This window comes from Streptomyces viridosporus (assembly GCF_002078235.1).
GTDB lineage: Bacteria > Actinomycetota > Actinomycetes > Streptomycetales > Streptomycetaceae > Streptomyces > Streptomyces viridosporus.
The window spans coordinates 1-20324 of the sequence record NZ_MSGP01000558.1 but is presented as its reverse complement, the minus strand read 5'-3'; the positions used below and the strand labels follow the sequence as shown (position 1 = coordinate 20324).

The following is a 20324-nucleotide window of genomic DNA, read 5'->3' as shown; positions in this document are numbered from 1 at the left end:
GGTGAGCACGCCGTCGGGGCGGGCGGGTGAGCTCCTGCCAGGTCCCCTCCTGCGCGACGCGCCCGGGCCCGAGGGCGGCGACGCGGCCGGAGAGGGGGCGGCGAGGCGGAGGTTCTCGGCGAGGGCGCCGTGGAGGAGCGGGGTGCCCCCGCCGGCGAGTGCGGCGGGGGCCGGGTGGTGCCGCGCACCCGGTCCGGCGGCGCCGGGGGCGACCCCGCGGGCCGGTGGCGGCCCGGCCGCGGCGCGCCGTCACGCCACCGGTCGCGCGATGCCGCTGTGCAGCAGGTGGCGGGCCTGCTGCACGGCGTCGCCGAGGTACAGGGCGAGGCGGGACGCCGCCGCGTACAGGTGCCGTACCGACCGCAGGCGTTCCAGGCGCGGCGCGAGGGCCGACAGGGCGATCGCCAGGGCCACGCCGGACCAGGCGAGCGGCCCGAGCGGGGTGCAGCCGAAGAAGTGGCTGACGCCGGGGGTCTGCACGAGGGCGGCGAGCACCGCGGCGGAGCCCAGGGCCGTCACCCACACCAGGGGGCTGTGGCGGCGGCCGGAGAGGGTCTGCGCGAGCTGCGCGCCGACCACGCCGCACAGGGCCATCGTGGTGGAGCGGCGTTCGGTGCCGGGGGTGAGACGGCCGATCAGGTACGCGGTGACCGCGCCGAGGCAGGTGGTCACGCCCCGGCGCCGGATGGCGCGCAGCAGGGGCGCGCCGAGGACGTCGAGGCCCATCGGGCCGCTCGCGGCGTGCGCCGCCGTCGAGGGGTCGTCGCTCGGGGTCACCGCCACCGCCATGGCCGGGAACATGTCGGTGAGCAGGTTGACCAGCAGGAGCTGACGGGTCGACAGCGGCGAGGAGCCCGCCAGCAGGGTGCCCAGCACGCTGAAGCCGACCTCGCCCGCGTTGCCGCCGATGAGGATGCTCACCGCGTCGGCGACGCTGCGCCACAGGGCGCGGCCCTCGACGACGGCGTCCACCAGGACGGACAGGTCGCCGGTGGTGAGCACGATGTCGGCGGCGTTGCGGGCGGCGGCCGAGCCGCGGGCCTCGATGCCGACGCCGACGTCGGCGGCGCGGATGGCGGCGGCGTCGTTGGCGCCGTCACCGGCCATCGCCACCACCCGGCCCGCCTGCTGCAGGGCCTCCACGACGTGGAGCTTCTGCTCGGGCGCGACCCGGGCGACGACGGCGGCCCCGTGCAGGGCGCGGGCCCGGTCGCGCCGGCCCATGGCGACCAGCTCGTCCCCGGTGACCACCTCGGTCTCCTCCGGCCAGCCCAGTTGCAGGGCGATGGCGCGGGCGGTCTCCGGGTGGTCGCCGGTGAGCATGACGGGCAGGATGCCGGAGCGGCGCAGCGCCGCGAGCAGCGCCTGCGAGGTGTCGCGCGGGACGTCGGCCAGGGCGATCAGACCGGCGAACTCCAGGTCCGCGAGGTCGGCGTCGAGTTCGGCGGCGACGTCGGCCGTCCGGCACGGGCGCCGGGCGACGGCGAGGACGCGCAGCCCCTGCCCGGCGAGGGCGTGGGCCGTCGCGGTCGTGTCGTCGGGGAGGTCCCGGCAGGCGGGGAGCACCGTTTCGGGGGCCCCCTTGACGACGAGGAGCCCGCCGGCGTCCGCGCCGCCGTCCCGTCCGACCGCCGCCGCGTAGCCCCTGCTGGCCTCGAAGGGCCGTTCGCCGTCGGCGGTCCAGGCGTCGTCGGGCGGGGCGACGTCGAGGACCGCCTCGTCGGTGGCGTGCGCGACCCGGCGTCCCTCGCCCGTCTCCTCCTGCGGGCAGGCGCGCGCGGCCAGCCGCACGACCGGTACGGCCCGCTCGGCGTCCGGGGCGAGCACGGTGCCGTCCGCGGTGGCCACCCGGACCAGGCGGAGCCGGTTCTCGGTGAGGGTGCCGGTCTTGTCGAAGCAGACGGTGTCGACCCGGCCGAGCGCCTCCAGGGTGCGCGGGGTGCGGACCAGGACGCCGCGCCGGGACAGCCGGCGCGCGGCCGCCATCTGGGCGACGGTCGCGACGAGCGGCAGCCCCTCGGGGACCGCGGCGACGGCCACGGCGACACCGCCGCTGACCGCCCGCCGGATCGGGCTGCCGCGCAGCAGGGACAGCCCGGTCACCAGCGCGCCGCCGGTGAGGGTCACCGGCAGGGCCTTGCGGGTCAGTTCCTGCAGCCGTGCCTGGACGCCGGCGGGCGGCGGGGTGCGGGCGGCCAGGGCGACGGCCCGGCCCGCCTCGGTGCGGTCGCCGGTGTCCACCACGAGCGCGACCGCCCGGCCGGCCACGACGGTGGTGCCCTCGAAGACCATGCAGGTCCGCCGGGCCACCGGCGCGCCGGGGGTGGGATCGAGGGCCTTGGTCACGGGCAGCGACTCACCGGTGAGCGCCGACTCGTCGACCTCCAGACCGTCCGCCTCCAGCAGCCGCCCGTCCGCCGGTACGACGTCGCCGGCGACGAGACCGATCCGGTCCCCCGGCTTCAGCCGGGCCGCGTCGACGGTGACCGTGTCCCGGGGGGTCTCCTGCCGGCGTGCCTTGGGCCGCTGCCGGGCGGCCAACCGGGCCAGGGCGCGTTCCGCGCGCAGCCGCTGCAGGCCGCCCGCCACCGCGTTGAGGTCCATGGCGCCGACGACGAGCAGCGCGTCGACGAGCGAGCCGAGCAGGGCCGAGGCGACCGCGCCGGTGGCCAGGACGGGCGTGAGGGGGTCGTCGAGTTCCCGGCGGACGGCACCGGCCGCCTCCCAGGTCCAGCGGGCGGGGGCCGCCGCGGGCGTCCGGGCGAGCCGTGCCGCCCGCTGCCACGAGCGGTCGGCGAGCAGGGCGAGCCCGCGGAGTTCGGCGTCGGTGCGGAAGGTGCTGAGCAGGGCGTGGGCCTCGTGCGGTTCCAGGGCGTGCCAGGGCACGTGCAGCCGGGGTTCGGGCGGCGTGGCGGTGGCCACGCGCGCGGCCGCGGTCACGCCGGCGAGCAGGGCGCCGGCCGCCGCGACGTTCACGGGGGCGTGCCGGGTGAGCCGCCGCCAGAGACGGCCGCCGGGTGTGCCGCCGCGGGCCACCATGAGCCCCGACAGGGCGGCGCCCGCCCGGGCCAGGGTCTGCGAGCGGCGGCCCACCCGGCGGGCCGCCGGGATGACGGTCAGCAGGCGCCACACGTCACCGAGCCCGTTCAGGGCGAGTACGTCGGCGCCCCAGGCGACGGCCGAGCGCGCGTCGGTGAGGGCGACGGCCACGTCGCCGACGGGCAGCCCGTCCGCCGCGTCGCCGTCCTCGTCCGCGGCCACGCGGGCGACGCTCACCACGACGCGCCCGTCGTTCTGCAGGGCCCGGACGACGTCGGCGAACGGCAGGTCGGCCGGGGCGACCTCGTCGGCCAGGCGGGTGATGTCCTTCAGATCGGAGCCGCCCGTGATCACCACGTGCAGTCCCGCCCTGCGGGCCGCGTCGAGCACGGCCTCGGCGTCGGGGTCGACCGGGTCCTCGAACACGGCGGACGCGCCGTCGGGGGCGGCGCCGTGCCGCGGGCGGCTGCGCAGGGCGTCGGCATGCAGGACGAGGGAGTCGGCGATCTCCAGTTGCCGCAGCCGCTCCCTGTCGCGCACGAGGACGCCGGTCCGGGCGAGGTGGATGCCGAGGGCCGCGTTGAAGGCGGCCGGACCGTACCGCGCGGCCTTGGGCGAGCCGGCGAGGACGGCTTCGGCGGCCTCCCGCATGTCGTGGGTGACGAGGAGGGTGGCGGCGGCGCCGGCGACGCTGCCGGTGCCCGCGTGGGCCGCGTAGGCCTGGGCGGGCGTCACCCGCAACGGCGGGCGGGTGTCGGTGGGGGCAGGGATGCTGGCGCGCTGCTCGTGGCAGATGTCGTCGTGCAGGGCCTCGAAGGTGGCGGCCCTGGCCACCGCCTCGGTCAACTGGCCGGTGCGCAGCAGTCCGTCGAGCACCAGGGACACCGGGGACTGTCCGGCGCCGTGCGCGGTGGCGTTGGCGGCGGCGAGGATCAGTTCCATGCCGCCGCGGCCGAATCGCCGGCGCAGCAGGGCGCGGAACCGGGGGTTCTCGCGCAGCAGGGTGACGGCGGCGGTGACCGCCTTGGGGCTGGGCGGCAGACGCAGTGCCCGGCCGGCCAGGGCACCGGCCGCGCCGGTCGCGTCCAGCAGCAGCGAGGCGGCGGCGACCCGCACCTCGCGGGGGTCGCCGGGGTGGGCGGCCCCGCTCTCCTCCTCCTCCGGGTCGGCGTCCTCGGTCAGTCCGAGGCGGGCGGCGAGCGCGACGGCCTGCTCGCTCACGCGGTCGCTCGCCGCGTCCGTCACCGAGGTCACCACCAGACGGGACAGCCCCTCGTCCCAGTACGCCGTCAGGACGTCCGGGTGGTCGAGCAGTTCGGCGGCGACCTTGTGGGCGAGCGGTCCGGCGGCTCCGCCGGGGTGCCGCAGGGCCAGGTGGACGCGGTGTCCGGCCCGCCAGTGCCGGTCGCCGCCCAGGGCGTTGCGGGCGACGTGCCGGACGCGGCGTGACGTGTCGTGGAGGGACGTCACGCCCTGGGCGGCGGAGCGGGCGGCGCCCGCGGCGACTCCCGCCACGGCCCCGGCGAGGGGGGCGACGTCGAAGTGTGTGGGCATCGAAGGCCGTCCCGTGGTCCCGGCTCAGCCGGTGTGCCGGTCGCCGTGCGGCTGCCCGTGGTGCGTGGTGGCCTCGGCGACCTGCTTGAGCGCCGACGCCGTGGCGGTGTCGCCCACCCTGGCGGGCTGTTCGTGCGCGGGGGGCTCCGCCGGTTCGTTCCGGTGGTGGGAGGGGACCAGCCGGTCACCGGGGCCTCGGTCGGCGAGCGACTCGGAGCCGGGCTCCTCCGCGGGCCGGGCGGGGGGACCCTGGCGCTCCTCGACGGTGGCCGGTGTGCCGCCGGAGGGTTCCGTGCCCTCCGCGCCTCCCGTGCCCTCCGTGACCTTCGTGACCTCCGCGCTCTCCGCGCCCGGTCCGGGACGCGGCTGGGTGAGCCAGGCGACGGCCGCGCCGGTCAGCGCCACCGGCCACTCCACGACACCGGCCACACCGAGCACGCCGGCTCCCGTGTAGACGGCCATCCGGCGCCCGCGCGGGGACACGGCGCCGATCGTGTCCAGGGCGCCGCCGGCCACCCTGCCCACCTGCTCCGCGCCCGGCAGATGCCGCAGCCCCGAGGCGACGGCCCGCAGCGGCTGCGGAAGATCCGGCGAACGAGACGTGTTCTGGTCCATGACGACCTCCACAGCACACTATTCGGGGACTCTCTTCACATTCCCCCCCTTTTGTCCCATATTCGGCCGTGACCGGTCCCGGCGCCTTTCTTTGCCTCCCGAGGAGGTCCCGAGGGGTTCCGAGCGGTTCTCGAGGGAGCGACGGCGGGCGCTCCGCACACCGGTGCATCCCGTCCGTGTCGGAGCGGGCGCGCCGGGTACTCCATGCGGCACACAGGGACGCCGGGCGGCGGCCGCACGGGCCCGCCCGGCCAGGGGAAGGAGTGATCATGACGGAGAACGGTGAGGACGCCACGCTCGTCCGGCACCCGGGGGCCCCGGACCTCCGTCTGGCCGCGGGCACACCCGGGCAGGCGCCCCCCACCGTCGCGGCGGCACAGGGCGGGCGGCCCGGGGAGGAGACCCCCGACGACCTGCCCCGCGACCGCAACCAGGCCATCCTGGAGGCGGCCAAGCAGGTCGGCGCGGTGCTGAAGCGCGGCGGCCACCGCTTCGCGCTGGCCGGCAGCGTCGCCGTCTACGCCCACGGCGGCAGCGGGAACCTCCAGCACGACGTCGACTTCTGCGTCCGCCCCGAGGACGCAGAACCCGTGGCCGCCACGCTGCGCGAGGCCGGGCTGACGGTCTACACCCCGCCCGAGGACTGGCTGATCAAGGCCACGTGCTTCGGGCAGGAGGTCGACATCATCTTCGAGCTGGCACACCGGCCGGTCTCCGTGGAGATGCTCGACCGGGCGGAGGAACTCCCGGTGGAGTCGGTGCGCATGCCGGTCCTGGCGCCCACCGATCTGCTGTGGAGCCTGATGGCCGCCTTCTCGGAGCACCACTGCGACTTCGGCGCGGTGCTGCCCATCGCCCGCACCCTGCGCGAGAAGGTCGACTGGAAGCGGGTGCGGCGCGACTGCGGGGACGAGCCCATGCCCGCCGCCTTCTTCTTCCTCCTGGAACGCCTGAACGTCATCTGACACGTCCGCGGAAGGAACGCCCATGAACGCCCACGACGCCGGATCCGCAGGCGGCCCGCCACCGGCGCAGAGCCCGGAGTACCGCGTCGCCCACCTCCAGGACCGTCTCGCCTCCGGCGAACTCGGTGAGCTCGGCGTGCGGATCGAGATCCGCGGCGAGGCCGTGCTGGTCACCGGGACCGTCCCCTCGGCCCGGTGCCGCGAGGACGTCCTGAGCACCGTGCGCGAGGAACTCACCGGGCTCGAGGTGCACTGCGACATCGTGGTCAGCGAGGCCTCGTCACCCGATCACGCGGAGGAGCTGTCATGATCCGGATCGCCGCCGTCGGGGACATCCACATGGCACCGGAGACCCGGGGCCTGCTGCGCCCCGCGTTCGACACCCTGCCCGAGTGCGCCGACGTCCTGCTGCTGGCCGGGGACCTCACCCGGCACGGCACCCCCGAGGAGGCCCGCGTGGTGGCCGACGAGATCCGGGGCCTCGGCGTCCCGGTGGTCGCCGTGCTCGGCAACCACGACCACCACGACGACCGGCCGGACGAGGTCGCGGCCCTGCTGCGGGACGCCGGCGCCCACGTCCTGGAGGGAGAGGGGACGGTCGTGGACGGCGGGGGCGCGCGGATCGGGGTGGCCGGCACCAAGGGGTTCGGCGGCGGGTTCGTCGGACGCAGCGCCGGGGAGTTCGGCGAGCCGGTGATGAAGGAGTTCGTCCGGCACTCGCGCCGGTGCGCCGACAGTCTGCGGACCTCCCTGGAACGGCTGGAGGAGGAGGACTGCGACGTACGGATCGCCCTCACCCACTACTCCCCCGTGCCGGAGACCCTGGCCGGGGAACCGCTGGAGATCTATCCGTTCCTCGGCAGCTATCTGCTGGCCGAGGCGATCGACACGGCCGGCGCCGACCTCGCCGTGCACGGGCACGCGCACGCCGGCACGGAGCACGGCATGACCACCGGGGGCGTCAAGGTGCGCAACGTCGCCCAGCCGGTCATCGGCCGCGCCTTCCACGTCTACCACCTGCCGGTCCCGGAGCGCCTGCGCTCCGGCGCCGGAGCGCAGGCGACGACCGGCTGAGCCCGGCCACTCCACCGCCCCCGTCCCCAGCGCCGCCGGTCCGCACCGGCGGCGCTTCTCTCCGTCCCGGCCCGGCCCGCGTACCGCCTCTCGCGTGAACACCCCGCAAGGCGCGTCGACTTCATACGTTTCGTCTGCTTAACATACAGATTCCGCGTCCCGTGGCCGATGTCGCCACCTCACCGCCCGGGACGCGGACCGCGCTCACCGGCCGCGCCGCCGGTCCCCGCGGGGCGAGGGCCGGGGCCGTCCGCTCGCCGTGCCGTTCGCCCACCGCGCCGCCCCGGCCTCGCACGAGAGGACGTCGGACGGCGCCGTCGGGCCGTCCCGGACCACCGTCCGGGCACGCCTTCACCCCGCACGACACCGAACTACGCCTCGCCGCACGGTGTCTGGCGCACCGTCGGTTCCTGACCGTCCCCACGGCCGCCTCCTTCGTCACCGGGGCCGCCGCGCCCGGGCCGCGGCCCGCCCGATTGCCCCGGGACGTCTCCCGCCATGCCCCGATTACTGCACATGACACCCCTTCACCCACCAAAGCGCGAAAGCGCACCGTTCGTCACATCACCCCCGGGCTCCATGGGCAAGGCCTAGGGGATGCCGACGCCTCCCGTAGGGACGCGGCGGCTTCACCCGAACGAAGGAGACGTAGCGAATGGCCCACAGACATGCCGGGGCGGCGCGCCGATCGGCCGTGACCGCGATCGGCGTCCTCGTCCTCGCCGGCCTCCCCTCCGCCGCCACGGCCGATCCCGCGCCGGGGGCGGGGGCCGCGCCGAGTGCCGCGCAGACCCTCGGCGCCGACCGGCCGTCGCCGCATCTGCTCGAAGCCCTCCGGCGCGACCTGGACCTGACGCCGGACCAGGCGTCCGAACGGCTGGTCAACGAGGCGGAGGCGGGCACCCGCGCGGGCCGGCTGCGCATTTCCCTGGGCGACCGGTTCGCCGGGGCCTGGGTGCGCGGCGACACCTCCCAGGAGCTCACGGTCGCGACCACCGACACCGGGGACGTCCCGGCCATCGAGGCGCAGGGCGCGAAGGCCGCCGTCGTGCAGCGGACGCTGGCCGACCTCGAGGCGGCCAAGCGGAAGCTGGACGCGGCGGCCGACCGCGTCCAGACCCTCGACACGCCCGTGTGGTACGTCGACGTACCGAACAACCGGATCGTGGTGCAGGCGACGAGCCGGGAGGCGGGGGCCTCCTTCGTCGAGGCCGCGGGGCTCGAGGGCGAGAACGTCGGGATCCGCATGACGGCGGCCCGGCCGCGCCTGCTGCAGGACATCACCGGCGGTGACGCCTTCTACATCAACGACTCCGCGCGCTGCTCCGTCGGCTTCTCCGTCACCGAGGACGACCGACCGGGCTTCGCCACCGCCGGCCACTGCGGCCGCCCCGGCGACACGACGACCGGGTACGACCGGACGGCGCAGGGCACCTTCCGGGCCTCCACGTTCCCCGGCAGGGACATGGCGTGGGTGGCCACCGACGCCCCGTGGACGGCCACCCCCGACGTCAAGGCGCAGGACGGCCAGGAGGTACAGGTCACCGGCTCGGCGCAGGCGCTCGTCGGGGCGGCGGTGTGCCGTTCCGGCTCGACCACCGGATGGCGCTGCGGGACCATCGAGCAGCACGACACGAGCGTCAGCTACCCGGAGGGCAGGGTCGACGGACTGACCCGGACGACGGTGTGCGCCGAGCCGGGCGACTCCGGGGGGCCGTACCTCGCGGGCTCCCAGGCCCAGGGCGTCACCTCCGGCGGCACCGGTGACTGCACCGGTGGCGGCACGACGTTCTACCAGCCGGTCAACCCGATCCTCGCCGACTTCGGGCTCACGCTGACCACGGCCGCCGCGCGGACGACGGCACCGGCCCCGCAGGACGGCGCCGCGCGGGAGGAGTGGACCTCGGGCCGCGTCTACGAGACCGGGGCCACGGTGACCCGCGACGGCGTGCGCTACCAGTGCCTGCAGACCCACCAGGCCCAGGGCGCGTGGGCGCCCGCCGGCACACCGGCCCTGTGGCAGCGCCTGTGACCCCCTGACCGGGGCGGCCCTGCGGCGGCGGCCTCGTGCCGCGGCCGGCGCCGGCCCGTTGCCGGGCGGGGCCGGATCCGGCGGGCGTTCCTCGGCGCGGCGGACGTACCGCTCCGCCCCCGGGCCGCGACAGGGGCCCGGGGGCGCGGCACCGCGAGGAGTGTGCGGGCCGCATCCCGCCTACCGGACCACCTCGGCGCCACGGCCGACGCGGACCTCGCTCCGGCCGGCCGGCGGGCGCACGTCGGTCAGGAGGACTCCGCTGTGCGGGCGGGTCGGGACGCGGTTCAGCGGGATCGTGAGGTTCTGCTCCGGCACCGTGTACTCCAGCCGGGCCAGCCGCACCGCGAGCGCCTCCAGCACGCCGAGGGTGACGCCCTCACCGGGGCAACGGTGTCCGGTGGCCGGGTCGCCACCGCCCTGCGGGATCAACTCGTCGCGTTCGGCGGGTCGTTCGAGGAAGCGCTGCGGGCGGAAGGCGTACGGGTCGCCCCACAGCGACTCGTCGTGGTTCTGCCCGTACACGTCGAGCACCACCAGTCCTCCGGCGGGTATCCACTCCCCCCGCCACATCAGGTCCCGTGCGGCCAGACCTCCGAGGAACGGCGCGAACGGGTAGAAGCGGCGCACCTCGTGCGTGAACGCGGCGGTGAACGCCGGGTCACCGGCCGCCAGGGGCGCGCGGTGCTGCGGCCACCGGTGCAGGGCGTGCGCCGTGAAGGCGACGAACCAGGCGACGGCGGCCGTCGGGCGGACGACGTTGAGCAGTTCCACCGCGGCCGTCTTCTCGTCGAGCGGCTCACCGTCCGCGTCGCGGTGCCGGCACACCAGGTCGAGCATCGAGTCCGCGGGGGCGGCGCCCTCGCCGGACCGTACGTCCCGCACCAGCCGGGCCAGCCGGTCCTCCTGGCGGGCTCGGGCGCGCCGGGCCCGCAGGTGGCGCGGTCCGGCGGTGGCGAAGCCGTCGACCATCGCGATCATGTCGCGGGCCACCGCCCCGGCGTCGGAGTCGTCCAGCGGGATCCCGGCCCAGCGGTGGACGCCGAGGGTGAGCACCGTGCTCGCCTCGTCGAACAGCACGACGGAGCCGCGCCGGCTCCATTCCGGTACGGCCTCGTCCCAGGCCTCGGTCACCCGCTCGACCGTCCCGGCGACGCGGTCGGGGGTCAGGAGCGGCAGGAACAGGGCCTTGCGGTCGCGGTGGGCGTCGCCGTCGAGGGTGTGCACCGCCTCGTGGCCGAACAGGGTGGCGAGCACGGGCTCGGGTATCGCGCGGTGCCGGCGCACGTTGCGCTCGTCGTAGAAGAACCGCACCGCTTCCGGTCCGCGCAGCGCGAGGGCGGGACGGCCCAGGAGCCGGGTGCGCACCACGGGGCCGGTGCTGTCGCGCATCCGGTTGGGCAGCCAGGCGTAGCCCTCGGCCAGCAGCGGCAGGGTGCGGTCGATCAAGGGGCGGCTGAGTACGTCCATGGCCGCCGGGTGCCCCGCCGGACCGCCCGGACACTCCGGGAGCGGGCGGTCCGCCCGAACGGGTGTGTCCGAGACCACGTGCCGAACGAGGCGCGGGTCACGTCGGGACGGGCGGGCCGGGGACTACCGTTTTGGTTAGGTACCCCTTACCTCACTCATCGGGACGGTCCGGCAGTGCAAGCAGATCTCTCTCCGGTCATCGCGGCGACCGCGCAGTGGCTGACCCGCTCCTTCCCCTCCCCCGGCGGGGCGCTCGCCTCCGCCCTGTGCGAGGCGCAGGCACGGCAGGCCGTGACGGTCGCGGCGTGGCTCAGGTACCCGACGGCGATGGACGCGGCCCTGCTGGAGCTGGCCGGCCCGGGAGGCTCGGCGCGGCTCGACTGGGTCACCGGCGCCGACGCCGACGACGGCGTCGCGGCGGACGCCTGGCGCACCTGGGTCGACGAGGTCGTGGCCAGCTGGGCCGCCTGCCTGCTCACCGACCCGGAACTGGCCTCCCGCGCGGTGGCCGCGCTCTCCCGGGGCGGTGAGCACGCGGGCGGTCTGCCGACCGAGTTCCGGCGGCTGCTCGACCCCGACGAGGCCGACCGGGGCGCGGCGGCCCTGCTGCGCCACCCGGACCTGCTCGCGCCCGTGGCCGGGCTCCACCACTGCGGCCTGCTCGACCGGCTCGACCCGGACCACACCCTCATCGCCTGAGCCCCGGGCCGCCCCGCCCGCGCCGGGCGGAATGCGCGGCCCTCGCCCACCGCGCACCGCGGATGCTCCGTCACACCGTCCCACCTGCGGAAACAACGGTCCGGCAGCCGTCGTCACGCTCCGTGATTCACCGGTTTGCAGTACACGACCGTGCCGCGACCCGGCCGTCGGCCCACGCTGCCCCCAGGGGTGCCCGACACCCCAGGGCCCGGCAGCCCGGCCCGGCTCGGTGCCGAAGGCACCCGGCCGGCCCGGTTTCCGACGCCTCCGACGGAGGGCTGAGCGACATGACCACTGCCATATCCCGGAACTGGGAGCACGCCGTCGTCACCGGCGGCGCCGGATTCGTCGGCTCCCACCTGTGCGCCGCCCTGCTGGACGCGGGCGCCGCCGTCACCTGCGTGGACGACTTCAGTACCGGCCGGCCGGAGAACGTCTCCCCGCTGCTCGAACGGCCCGGCTTCACCCTGGTGCGGGCCGACGTGGCCGAGGAGCTGCCGGTCCGGCGGCCGCCCGACCTCGTACTGCACTTCGCCTCCCCCGCCTCCCCCGCCGACTACCTGCGGCTGCCGCTGCACACCATGGAGACGGGCAGCCTCGGCACCCGCAACGCCCTGCGGTTCGCCCGGGCCGCCGGGGCCCGCTTCGTCCTGGCCTCGACCTCGGAGGTCTACGGCGATCCCCAGCAGAACCCGCAGAACGAGCGCTACTGGGGCAACGTCAACCCGGTCGGCCCGCGCAGCGTCTACGACGAGGCCAAGCGCTTCGGCGAGGCGCTGACCACCGCCCACGCCGAGACCCACGGCACCGACACCTGCATCGTGCGGCTGTTCAACACCTACGGCCCGCGGATGCGCGGCCACGACGGCCGTGCCGTACCGACCTTCGTCCGGCAGGCGCTGGCCGGCGAGCCCCTCACCGTGACCGGGGACGGGCGGCAGACCCGGTCGCTGTGCTACGTCGACGACACGGTGGCCGGCGTCCTCGCGGCCGCCGCCCACGGGATGCGCGGCCCCGTCAACATCGGCAATCCCGGCGAGATCACCATGCTGGACCTGGCCCGCCTCGTCGTCCGGCTCGCCGGTTCCGAGTCGCAGATCCGCTTCGTCGAACGCCCGGTGGACGACCCGGCGGTGCGCTGTCCGGACATCACGCTGGCCCTGGACAAGCTCGGCTGGGAGCCGGAGGTGGACGCCGAGGAAGGACTGCGGCGCACCATCGCCTGGTTCCGCGCCGAGGCGGACCACTGACCGCGGCCGCTCCGAGCCGGCCCACGGGCACCACCGCCGCACCGGCCGCCCCCTTCCGCGAAAGGCCCCGCCCATGCGCATCCTCGGAATCAACGCCCTCTTCCACGACCCCGCCGCCGCCCTGGTCGTCGACGGACGGACCGTCGCCGCGGCGGAGGAGGAGCGGTTCTCCCGCCGCAAGCACGGCAAGCGACCGCTGCCGTTCTCCGCCTGGGAGCTGCCCGAGAAGGCCGCCGCCTGGTGCCTGAAGCGGGCCGGGCTGCGCCCGCAGGACCTCGACGCGGTCGCCTACTCCTTCGACCCGTCCCTCGCCCGGCCCGCCGACGCGATGGGCCTGGACGACCCGTGGGACCACCTGCGGCTCACCTACGCACGGGAGGCCCCCGGTTTCCTGCGGGCCGCGCTGCCCGGTCTGGACCCCGGCCGCGTCCGCTTCGTACCGCACCACATGGCGCACGCCGCCTCCGCCGCCTTCGCCGCGCCGGACGCCGAGGACTCCTCCGTCCTGGTGCTGGACGGCCGCGGCGAACGCGCCTCCCACCTCGCCGCCCGCCGCGTGCGCGACCGGCTCGAGCCCCTGTACGCGCAGGACCTGCCGCACTCGCTCGGCCTGGTCTACGAGGAGCTCACCGAGCACCTCGGCTTCCTGCGCTCCTCCGACGAGTTCAAGGTGATGGCCCTCGCCTCCCACGGCACCCCGCGCATGCTGCCCGAACTGCGCCGGCACGTGTATCCGACCGGTGACGGCGGCTTCCACGCCACCGGGGTGCCCTGGCGCGACCTGTGCGCGCCGCGCGGCCCGGACGAGCCGTGGACCCGGGACCACGCCGACGTCGCCGCCAGTGCGCAGGCCGTGCTGGAGGAGACCCTGCTGGACCTGGTGCGCTGGCTGCACGGCCGCACCCACGACCGGGTGCTCACCCTCGCCGGAGGCGTGGCCCTGAACTGCGTCGCCAACTCGCGCATCGCCCGCGAGGGCCCCTTCTCCCGGGTGTGGGCGCAGCCGGCCGCCGGTGACGCGGGCACCGCCCTGGGCGGCGCCCTGCTGCTGTCCGCCGGCGCCGGTGACGAGCCCGAGCCGATGACCGGCGCCGACCTCGGCCGGGACTGGTCCGACGCGGAGCTGGGAGCCTGGCTGAAGACGGCGGCCGTGCCGTTCGAGCGGCCGGCGGACATCGCCGCCACCGTGGCCCGGACGCTGGCGGACAACGGCATCGTCGCCTGGTTCCAGGGGCGCAGCGAGTACGGCCCCCGGGCACTGGGCCACCGCTCCCTGCTGGCCCACCCCGGGCACGCGGGCAATCTGGAGCGGCTCAACGACGTCAAGGGCCGCGAGCAGTTCCGGCCGGTCGCGCCGATGGTGCTCGCCGACCGGGCCGCCGGGATCTTCGACGGTCCGCTGCCCAGCCCGTACATGCTGTTCGTGCACGACGTGGCCGACGCCTGGCGGGACCGCGTCCCCGCCGTGGTGCATGTCGACGGCACCGCCCGCATCCAGACGGTCGACCCCGCGCAGGAGCCGCTGGTGGCCCGGATGCTGAGCGAGTTCGAGCGGCTGACCGGGCTGCCCGTGGTCGTCAACACCAGCCTCAACACGGCGGGCCGGCCGATGGTGGACGACCCGCGCGACGCCCTGGAGTGCTTCGGCTCCTCCCCCGTCGACCTGCTGGCCATCGGCCCGTACGCGATCCGGCGCGGCGGCCTCTTCCGCACCGGCGACGGCGAGGACCCGCGGTGACCGGGTCCACCGCCCCGAGCGGGGAGTACGCGGTGGTGGTGCCGACGCCGGGGCGTCCCGGTCTCGGTGCGTGCCTGCGCGCGCTGGCCGGGTCCGACGGGCCGGGGCCGGTGCGGGTGGTGGTCGTCGACGACCGGTCCGACCCCTCCGGCGCGCCCCTGACGGCCGCCGTCCCGCCGTCCCTGCGCTCGCGCACCGTCGTCGTGCCCGGCGGGGGGCGCGGGCCGGCCGCCGCGCGCAACGCCGGATGGCGGGCGGCCGGGGACGTGCCGTGGATCGTCTTCCTCGGCGACGACGTGATCCCCGGCCCCACCTGGGCCGACGACCTCGCCCTCGACCTCGCCGGGGCGAGCGTCGCGACCGCCGGGATCGCCGCCCGGATCGAGGTGCCGCCGCCACCGGACCGCCGGCCCACCGACGGGGAGCGCGGCGCCACCGGCCGCGCCGGCACCCGCTGGACCACCACCGACCTGGTGTACCGCCGCCGGGTGCTGGAGGCCGTGGGCGGTTTCGACGAGCGGTTCCGGCGGGCGTTCCGGGCGGACGCCGACCTCGCCCTGCGGGTGCTCGACGCCGGGTGGACGCTGGCCGAGGGCCGCCGCACCAGCACGCGTCCGGTGCGGCCGGCCGGGCGCTGGGGCTCCGTCCGGCTCCAGGCGGGCGTCGCCGACGACGTGCTGCTGACCCGGCTGCACGGACGCGGCTGGTGGCGCCGGGCCGAGGTCCCCCGGGGGCGTCTGCCGGTGCATCTGGCGGTGGCGTCGGCCGGTCTGGCGGCCGTGGGCTGCGCCCTGTCCGGCCGGCCGCGCGCCGCGGCGGCGTGCGCCGCCGGGTGGCTGGCGGGGACCGCCGAGTTCGCCCTCGACCGGATCCTGCCGGGGCCGCGCACCCGGGACGAGATCGTCACCGTGGTGCTCACCAGTGCGCTCGTCCCGCCCGCCGCCGCCTGGCACTGGCTGCGCGGTCGGCTCGTCCACCGCGCCGCACCGCCCCACGCCACGCGGCGGGCCGGGGACCCGAGGTCCGCGCACCGCCCGGTGGCCGGGGAACGGCTGCGCTCATGATCCGCCCCGCCCGGCGCGAACGGCGCGCGGTCCGGCAGGCGGCCCTCGAACGGTACGGGCCCAAGCGGTTCCCGGCCGACCGGGAACGCCCGATCACGGAGGTGTGCTCATGACCCCGGTCCCCGATCCCCTCCCTCCCGGCGTGCTGTCCGTCGCGCTGGTCTCGGAGCACGCAAGCCCGCTCGCCGTGCTGGGCGGGGTGGACGCCGGCGGGCAGAACGTCCATGTCGCCGCCCTGGCCGGAGCGCTCGCCGACCGCGGCCACCGCGTCACCGTCCACACCCGCCGGGACGCACCGGACCTGCCCGCCCGGGTGCCCCTGCGCGAGGGCGTCGAGGTGCACCACGTGCCCGCGGGGCCGCCGGAACCGGTGCCCAAGGACCGGCTGCTGCCGTACATGGAGGACTTCGGGCACCACCTGGCCCGGGTGTGGCGGGCGCGTCCCCCGGACGTGGTGCACTCGCACTACTGGATGTCGGGGCTGGCCTCGCTGCGGGCGGCCCGGGCGCTGGGGCTGCCGCTGCTGCACACGTACCACGCGCTGGGCACGGTGAAGCGGCGGCACCAGGGACGCGCCGACACCAGCCCGCCGGAGCGGATCGCCTGCGAGATCGAGGTGGGCCTCGGCTGCGACCGCGTCGTCGCCACCTGCCGGGACGAGGTCGCCGAGCTGGCCCGGATGGGCGTGCCGGCGGACCGGACCGTCGTCGTGCCGTGCGGCGTCGACACCGGCCGGTTCACGCCGCTGGGCCCGGCGGCGCCGCGCGGCCCGCACCGGTACCGGCTGCTGCAGCTGGGCCGGCTGGTGCCGCGCAAGGGCGCCGCGGTGTCGATCGCCGCGCTGGCCCGGCTGCCCGGCACCGAGCTGGTCGTGGCCGGCGGGCCGCCCCGGGACCGCCTCGACGACGACCCGGAGGTGCGCCGGCTGCGGGGCGTGGCGCGGGACGCCGGGGTCGCCGACCGGGTCCGCTTCGTCGGCGGGGTGGACGGTGACCGGGTGCCGCCGCTGCTGCGCTCCGCCGACGTGGTGCTGTGCCCCGCCGACTACGAGCCCTTCGGCATCGTCCCGCTGGAGGCCATGGCCTGCGGCCGTCCGGTGGTGGCCAGCGCCGTCGGCGGACAGCTCGACACGGTCACCGACCCGGGCACCGGCCGGCTGGTGCCGCCCCTCGACCCCGGGGCGCTGGCCCGGGCCGTGGCCGGGCTGCTGGCCGACCCGGCGGCCCGCGCGGCGTGCGGGGCGGCCGGCCGCCGCCGGGTCCTCGGCCGCTACGACTGGGCGCGGATCGCCGCGGCCACCGAGGAGGCGTACTGCGAGGTGCTCGACACGCAACCCGCCGCGACCGGCTGACCCGCCGGCCGCCGACCCCGTCGGCCACCACCCCCGTCGGACCTCCGACGTCCGAAGCCCGAGAGCCCGAAAGCCCGAAAGGAGGTGCGGGTCCCGCCGCCGTCCTCGCCGAGGCGGTGTGCCCGAACAAGGATGACCGAACACCTTCACCCCGCGCTCGACGCCGCACATCTGCACTGCCGGTCGCTGGAGGAGGCCCTCGGCCGCTTCCGCCGGGACGCCCTGCCCCGGATCGCCGACTGGGGCGACCGCCTCGCCACCGTCCTCACCGGCGGCGGACGGCTGCTGGCCGCCGGCAACGGCGGCAGCGCCGCCCAGGCCCAGCACCTGACCGCCGAGCTGGTCGGACGCTACCGCCGGGAGCGGCACGCCTACTCGGCACTCGCCCTGCACGCGGAGACCTCCAGCGTCACCGCCATCGGCAACGACTACGGCTTCGACCACGTCTACGCCCGCCAGGTGCTCGCCCACGGGCGGCCCGGCGACGTCCTGATGCTGCTGTCCACCTCGGGCCGCAGCGCCAACCTGGTCGCGGCGTCGGTGACGGCCCGGCGGGCCGGGCTGCACGTGTGGGCGCTCACCGGCCCCGGCCCGAACCCGCTGGCCGAGGCCGCCCACGAGGCGCTGTGCGTGGACGCCGCCACCGGCGCGACCGTCCAGGAGACGCACCTCGTCGCCGTGCACCTGCTCTGCGAGTGCTTCGACACCGTCGTGTCCACGCCCCTCGCGCGGCGTACGGCGGCCACCCCCGGGAGGACGTCATGACCGGGCCCGCGCCCCTCGCCGTGGTGGGCGACGTGCTGCTCGACGAGGACATCGAGGGGGTCGCCACCCGGCTGGCCCCGGACGCCCCCGCCCCGGTCGTCGACGTCACCGGTGACCGGCGGCACCCCGGCGGCGCCGGGCTGGCCGCCGTGCTCGCGGCCCGCGGCGGCCGGGACGTGGTCCTGGTGACCGCGCTCGGCGACGACCCGGCCAGCGAGACCGTGCGCCGGGGGCTGAGCGGCCGGGTCCGGCTGCTGGAGCTCCCGCTGCACGGCACCCTGCCGGTGAAGACCCGGGTGCTGGCGGGCGGGCGGCCCGTGGTGCGCATCGACCGGGGCGGCGGCGCGCCCGGCGAACCGGACGAGGCGGTGCGCGAGGTGCTGGCGAGCGCGCGGGCCGTCCTCGTCGCGGACTACGGACGGCACACCGCCGGGGCCGTGCGCGCGCACCTGCGGGCCGTGGCCCGGCACACCCCCCTGGTGTGGGACCCGCACCCCAAGGGCGATCCGCCCGTGCCGGGGGCGCGCCTCGTCACCCCCAACGCGGCGGAGGCGCTGGCCCTGTGCCCCGGGGCCGGGGGGTCGTCGCTGGGCGCGTACGCCGAGCGGGGGGCCGAACTGGCCGCGCGCTGGCGGGCCGCGGGCGTCGCCGTCACGCTCGGCGACCGCGGGGTGCTGCTGACCCGGCCCGGCGGGGGGACCCCGATGCTGATCCCGGCCCCCTTCCGGGCGGAGGGGGACCCGTGCGGCGCGGGCGACTGCTTCGCCGCGACGACGGTCGCGGCGCTCGCCGACGGTCTGCTTCCCGAGGAGGCGCTGCAGCGGGCGGTCGCCGAGGCCGCCGCCTTCGTCTCGGCCGGCGGGGCGGGGAACCCGGAGCTGTGGCGGCCGCAGGCCGCCCCCGGTCCCGCGCAGGATCCGGCGGCCGACGCGTTCGAGCTGGTGGAGGCCGTCCGGGCCCGCGGCGGCACCGTGGTCGCCACCGGCGGCTGCTTCGACCTGGTGCACGCGGGCCACGTCGGCCTGCTGGAGAGCGCCCGGCGGATCGGCGACTGCCTGGTCGTGTGCCTCAACTCCGACGCCTCCGTCGCCCGCCGCAAGGGCCCGGGCCGCCCGCTCACCCCGGCGGCGGACCGGGCCAGGGTGCTGGCCGCGCTGGGCAGCGTGGACGCGGTCGTGGTCTTCGAGGAGGACACGCCCGAGGCGGTGCTGGCGCGGCTGCGTCCCGACGTGTGGGTCAAGGGCGGGGACTACTCCGCGCAGGACCTGCCGGAGGCGGCGCTGCTGCGCACCTGGGGCGGCCAGGCGGTCGTCCTGCCCTACCTCGACGGACGCTCCACGACCCTCCTGGCCCGCAGGGCGGCGAAGGCCGCGACGGTGGCCCTGCGGGCCTCCGGCTCATGACCGGGCCGACGACCGCCCGCCCGGCGGCGGGCCGGCCCCCCGAGAAGGCCTCCGGCTCGCGGCCGGACGGGAAGGGGGCCGGGGGGAGAGCCGGAGAGGCACGCGCCGGTCCCCGGGCTCCGGGAGACCGTCCGGGCCCCCGCCCCGTGGGCCGGGGCGGGGGCCTGCGCGCGCCGGGTGGGGCCGCTCGGGTCAGGCAGCCGTCCCCAGTGCGGCCCGGCCGGCCGTGTCGCCCTCCTCCGTCCGCAGCCTCACCGGTGTGGTGGTCCGCCGGCCCCGCAGCAGGTGGCCCGCTCCGATCGCCCCGGCGATGATCAGTCCGCCGCTGACCAGGGCGCCGCGCGGCCCGGCCAGCTCCATGAGGAGGCCGAGGGCGGGCGGGCCGCCCAGGCTCCACACCGTGCCGATGCTGCCCCAGACACCCAGGACGCGTCCCCGCAGATGGGCGGGCGGGTCGGTCTGCAGGACGGCCGTTCCGGCGGTGTCGGAGACGGACTCGACGACGGCCATGGGCAGGACGAGCACCAGCAGCACGACCAGCGACGGCGACAGCCCCGCCACCACCTGCAGCAGCCCGCCCGCCGCCGCGAGGGCGCCGACGAGCCGCACGGACGGCCTGCGCAGCCGCGCACCGAGCACCGCGCCGACGATTCCGCCGACGGCGAGGACGGTGGACACGGTGCCGAACGCCCCGGCGCCGCCCGCGAGCGGCCCGGTGACCAGGACGGCGAGCGTGAGCCCGTAGTTGCGGCCGAAGACCGCGCTGATCCCGGTGACCCCGGCGAGGGCGAGCAGCCGGGGCCGGCGCGCGAAGAAGGCCAGCCCCTCCCGCACGGTCATGCCCTGCCGCGCGCGCCTGCTCTCCTCGGCGACGCGCCGGGCCGCGCCCGGCGCCGGGCGCAGGAACGGGATGACCGCGGTCACGAAGAGGAAGGAGAACCCGTTGGCGAAGTACGCGGCGGAGGTGCCGAGGAGTCCGACCGTCACCCCGGCGAGCGCGGCGCCCGCGAGACGGCCCGCGTTGAACACCAGCGCGCCCACTCCGATGGCGGAGGGCACGTCCTCGGCCGGGACGAGGTCGTTGCCCAGCAGGGCGCAGGCCGGATTGTCGACGGTGGCGACGACGCCGGTGACGGCGGCCAGCACCATCAGGGACGTCATGTCGAGCCGGTCCAGCGCCACCAGGAGGGCCGTGGTGAACGCGATGGCGGCGAGCAGTGCCTGACTGACGGCGGCCGTCAGCTTCCGCGGCCACCGGTCGACCGCCGCGCCGGCCCTGCTCATGAGCGTCCTCGGCGGCGCGGC

Annotated in this window: 15 protein-coding genes; 11 read left to right on the top strand and 4 right to left on the bottom strand. The window is 77.1% G+C overall.

Translation table 11 applies throughout. The features are described 5' to 3' along the window. Nucleotides 1-249: 249 nt before the first annotated feature. Both B7L92_RS32340 and B7L92_RS41225 read right to left on the bottom strand, forming a co-directional pair. Nucleotides 250-4593, bottom strand: a complete 4344-nt coding sequence (locus B7L92_RS32340) for a cation-translocating P-type ATPase (protein WP_081240851.1) — start codon at nt 4591-4593, stop codon at nt 250-252. A gap of 24 nt (nt 4594-4617) precedes the next feature. Then, nucleotides 4618-5208 (bottom strand): hypothetical protein, encoded by a 591-nt coding sequence (locus tag B7L92_RS41225; protein WP_081240852.1) that lies wholly within the window; start codon nt 5206-5208, stop codon nt 4618-4620. A gap of 269 nt (nt 5209-5477) precedes the next feature. Between B7L92_RS41225 and B7L92_RS32330 the strand changes: the two genes are divergently transcribed. The 4 genes from B7L92_RS32330 to B7L92_RS32315 all read left to right on the top strand — a co-directional run bounded on the left by B7L92_RS32330 (nt 5478) and on the right by B7L92_RS32315 (nt 9279). Continuing rightward, a complete protein-coding gene (locus B7L92_RS32330; RefSeq protein WP_081240850.1) occupies nt 5478-6173 on the top strand; it encodes a nucleotidyltransferase family protein in 696 nt (231 codons plus the stop codon). Between the two features lie 22 nt (nt 6174-6195). Further along, nucleotides 6196-6483, top strand: a complete 288-nt coding sequence (locus B7L92_RS32325; RefSeq protein WP_081240849.1) for a hypothetical protein — start codon at nt 6196-6198, stop codon at nt 6481-6483. Next, entirely contained in the window at nt 6480-7247 is a 768-nt protein-coding gene (locus B7L92_RS32320) for a metallophosphoesterase family protein (RefSeq protein WP_081240848.1), read from the top strand. The genes B7L92_RS32325 and B7L92_RS32320 overlap by 4 nt, the downstream gene beginning before the upstream one ends. A gap of 655 nt (nt 7248-7902) precedes the next feature. Further along, the gene (locus tag B7L92_RS32315; protein WP_081240847.1) at nt 7903-9279 is read left to right on the top strand and encodes an alpha-lytic protease prodomain-containing protein; all 1377 of its coding nucleotides are present in this window, start codon (nt 7903-7905) and stop codon (nt 9277-9279) included. Between the two features lie 180 nt (nt 9280-9459). Here the strand turns inward: B7L92_RS32315 and B7L92_RS32310 are convergent, their stop codons facing one another. Next, a complete protein-coding gene (locus B7L92_RS32310; RefSeq protein WP_081240846.1) occupies nt 9460-10749 on the bottom strand; it encodes a cytochrome P450 in 1290 nt (429 codons plus the stop codon). 174 nt (nt 10750-10923) lie between these two features. Between B7L92_RS32310 and B7L92_RS32305 the strand changes: the two genes are divergently transcribed. From B7L92_RS32305 to rfaE2, 7 genes are all read left to right on the top strand, one after another. Further along, the gene (locus B7L92_RS32305; RefSeq protein WP_081240845.1) at nt 10924-11448 is read left to right on the top strand and encodes a hypothetical protein; all 525 of its coding nucleotides are present in this window, start codon (nt 10924-10926) and stop codon (nt 11446-11448) included. Nucleotides 11449-11735: 287 nt separating this feature from the next. Next, nucleotides 11736-12698: an NAD-dependent epimerase/dehydratase family protein gene (locus tag B7L92_RS32300; protein WP_081240844.1), complete on the top strand. Its 963-nt coding sequence runs from the start codon at nt 11736-11738 to the stop codon at nt 12696-12698. A gap of 73 nt (nt 12699-12771) precedes the next feature. Then, the gene (locus B7L92_RS32295) at nt 12772-14436 is read left to right on the top strand and encodes a carbamoyltransferase family protein (protein ID WP_081240843.1); all 1665 of its coding nucleotides are present in this window, start codon (nt 12772-12774) and stop codon (nt 14434-14436) included. Then, the gene (locus tag B7L92_RS32290) at nt 14433-15500 is read left to right on the top strand and encodes a glycosyltransferase family 2 protein (protein ID WP_081240842.1); all 1068 of its coding nucleotides are present in this window, start codon (nt 14433-14435) and stop codon (nt 15498-15500) included. Before B7L92_RS32295 ends, B7L92_RS32290 begins: the two co-directional genes overlap by 4 nt. A 109-nt stretch (nt 15501-15609) precedes the next feature. Then, nucleotides 15610-16851 carry a glycosyltransferase gene (locus tag B7L92_RS32285; protein ID WP_081240841.1) on the top strand — a complete coding sequence of 414 codons (1242 nt, stop codon included), beginning with the start codon at nt 15610-15612 and terminating at the stop codon, nt 16849-16851. Nucleotides 16852-16983: 132 nt separating this feature from the next. Continuing rightward, nucleotides 16984-17616, top strand: coding sequence for a D-sedoheptulose-7-phosphate isomerase (locus tag B7L92_RS32280; RefSeq protein WP_016827584.1), 633 nt, complete (start codon nt 16984-16986; stop codon nt 17614-17616). Next, nucleotides 17613-19019, top strand: coding sequence for a D-glycero-beta-D-manno-heptose 1-phosphate adenylyltransferase (rfaE2, locus tag B7L92_RS32275; protein WP_081240840.1), 1407 nt, complete (start codon nt 17613-17615; stop codon nt 19017-19019). Before B7L92_RS32280 ends, rfaE2 begins: the two co-directional genes overlap by 4 nt. A 192-nt stretch (nt 19020-19211) precedes the next feature. Here the strand turns inward: rfaE2 and B7L92_RS32270 are convergent. Next, a partial coding sequence (locus B7L92_RS32270) for an MFS transporter (RefSeq protein ID WP_107501670.1) occupies nt 19212-20324 on the bottom strand: 1113 nt, incomplete at its 5' end.

Coding starts and splice junctions, on each gene's coding strand:
- B7L92_RS32315 (WP_081240847.1), top strand. CDS start 7,903: ATGGCCCACAGACATGCCGGGGCGGCGCGCCGATCGGCCGTGACCGCG.
- B7L92_RS32330 (WP_081240850.1), top strand. CDS start 5,478: ATGACGGAGAACGGTGAGGACGCCACGCTCGTCCGGCACCCGGGGGCC.
- B7L92_RS41225 (WP_081240852.1), bottom strand. CDS start 5,208: ATGGACCAGAACACGTCTCGTTCGCCGGATCTTCCGCAGCCGCTGCGG.
- B7L92_RS32320 (WP_081240848.1), top strand. CDS start 6,480: ATGATCCGGATCGCCGCCGTCGGGGACATCCACATGGCACCGGAGACC.
- B7L92_RS32295 (WP_081240843.1), top strand. CDS start 12,772: ATGCGCATCCTCGGAATCAACGCCCTCTTCCACGACCCCGCCGCCGCC.
- B7L92_RS32285 (WP_081240841.1), top strand. CDS start 15,610: ATGACCCCGGTCCCCGATCCCCTCCCTCCCGGCGTGCTGTCCGTCGCG.
- B7L92_RS32280 (WP_016827584.1), top strand. CDS start 16,984: ATGACCGAACACCTTCACCCCGCGCTCGACGCCGCACATCTGCACTGC.
- B7L92_RS32340 (WP_081240851.1), bottom strand. CDS start 4,593: ATGCCCACACACTTCGACGTCGCCCCCCTCGCCGGGGCCGTGGCGGGA.
- B7L92_RS32310 (WP_081240846.1), bottom strand. CDS start 10,749: ATGGACGTACTCAGCCGCCCCTTGATCGACCGCACCCTGCCGCTGCTG.
- B7L92_RS32325 (WP_081240849.1), top strand. CDS start 6,196: ATGAACGCCCACGACGCCGGATCCGCAGGCGGCCCGCCACCGGCGCAG.
- rfaE2 (WP_081240840.1), top strand. CDS start 17,613: ATGACCGGGCCCGCGCCCCTCGCCGTGGTGGGCGACGTGCTGCTCGAC.
- B7L92_RS32300 (WP_081240844.1), top strand. CDS start 11,736: ATGACCACTGCCATATCCCGGAACTGGGAGCACGCCGTCGTCACCGGC.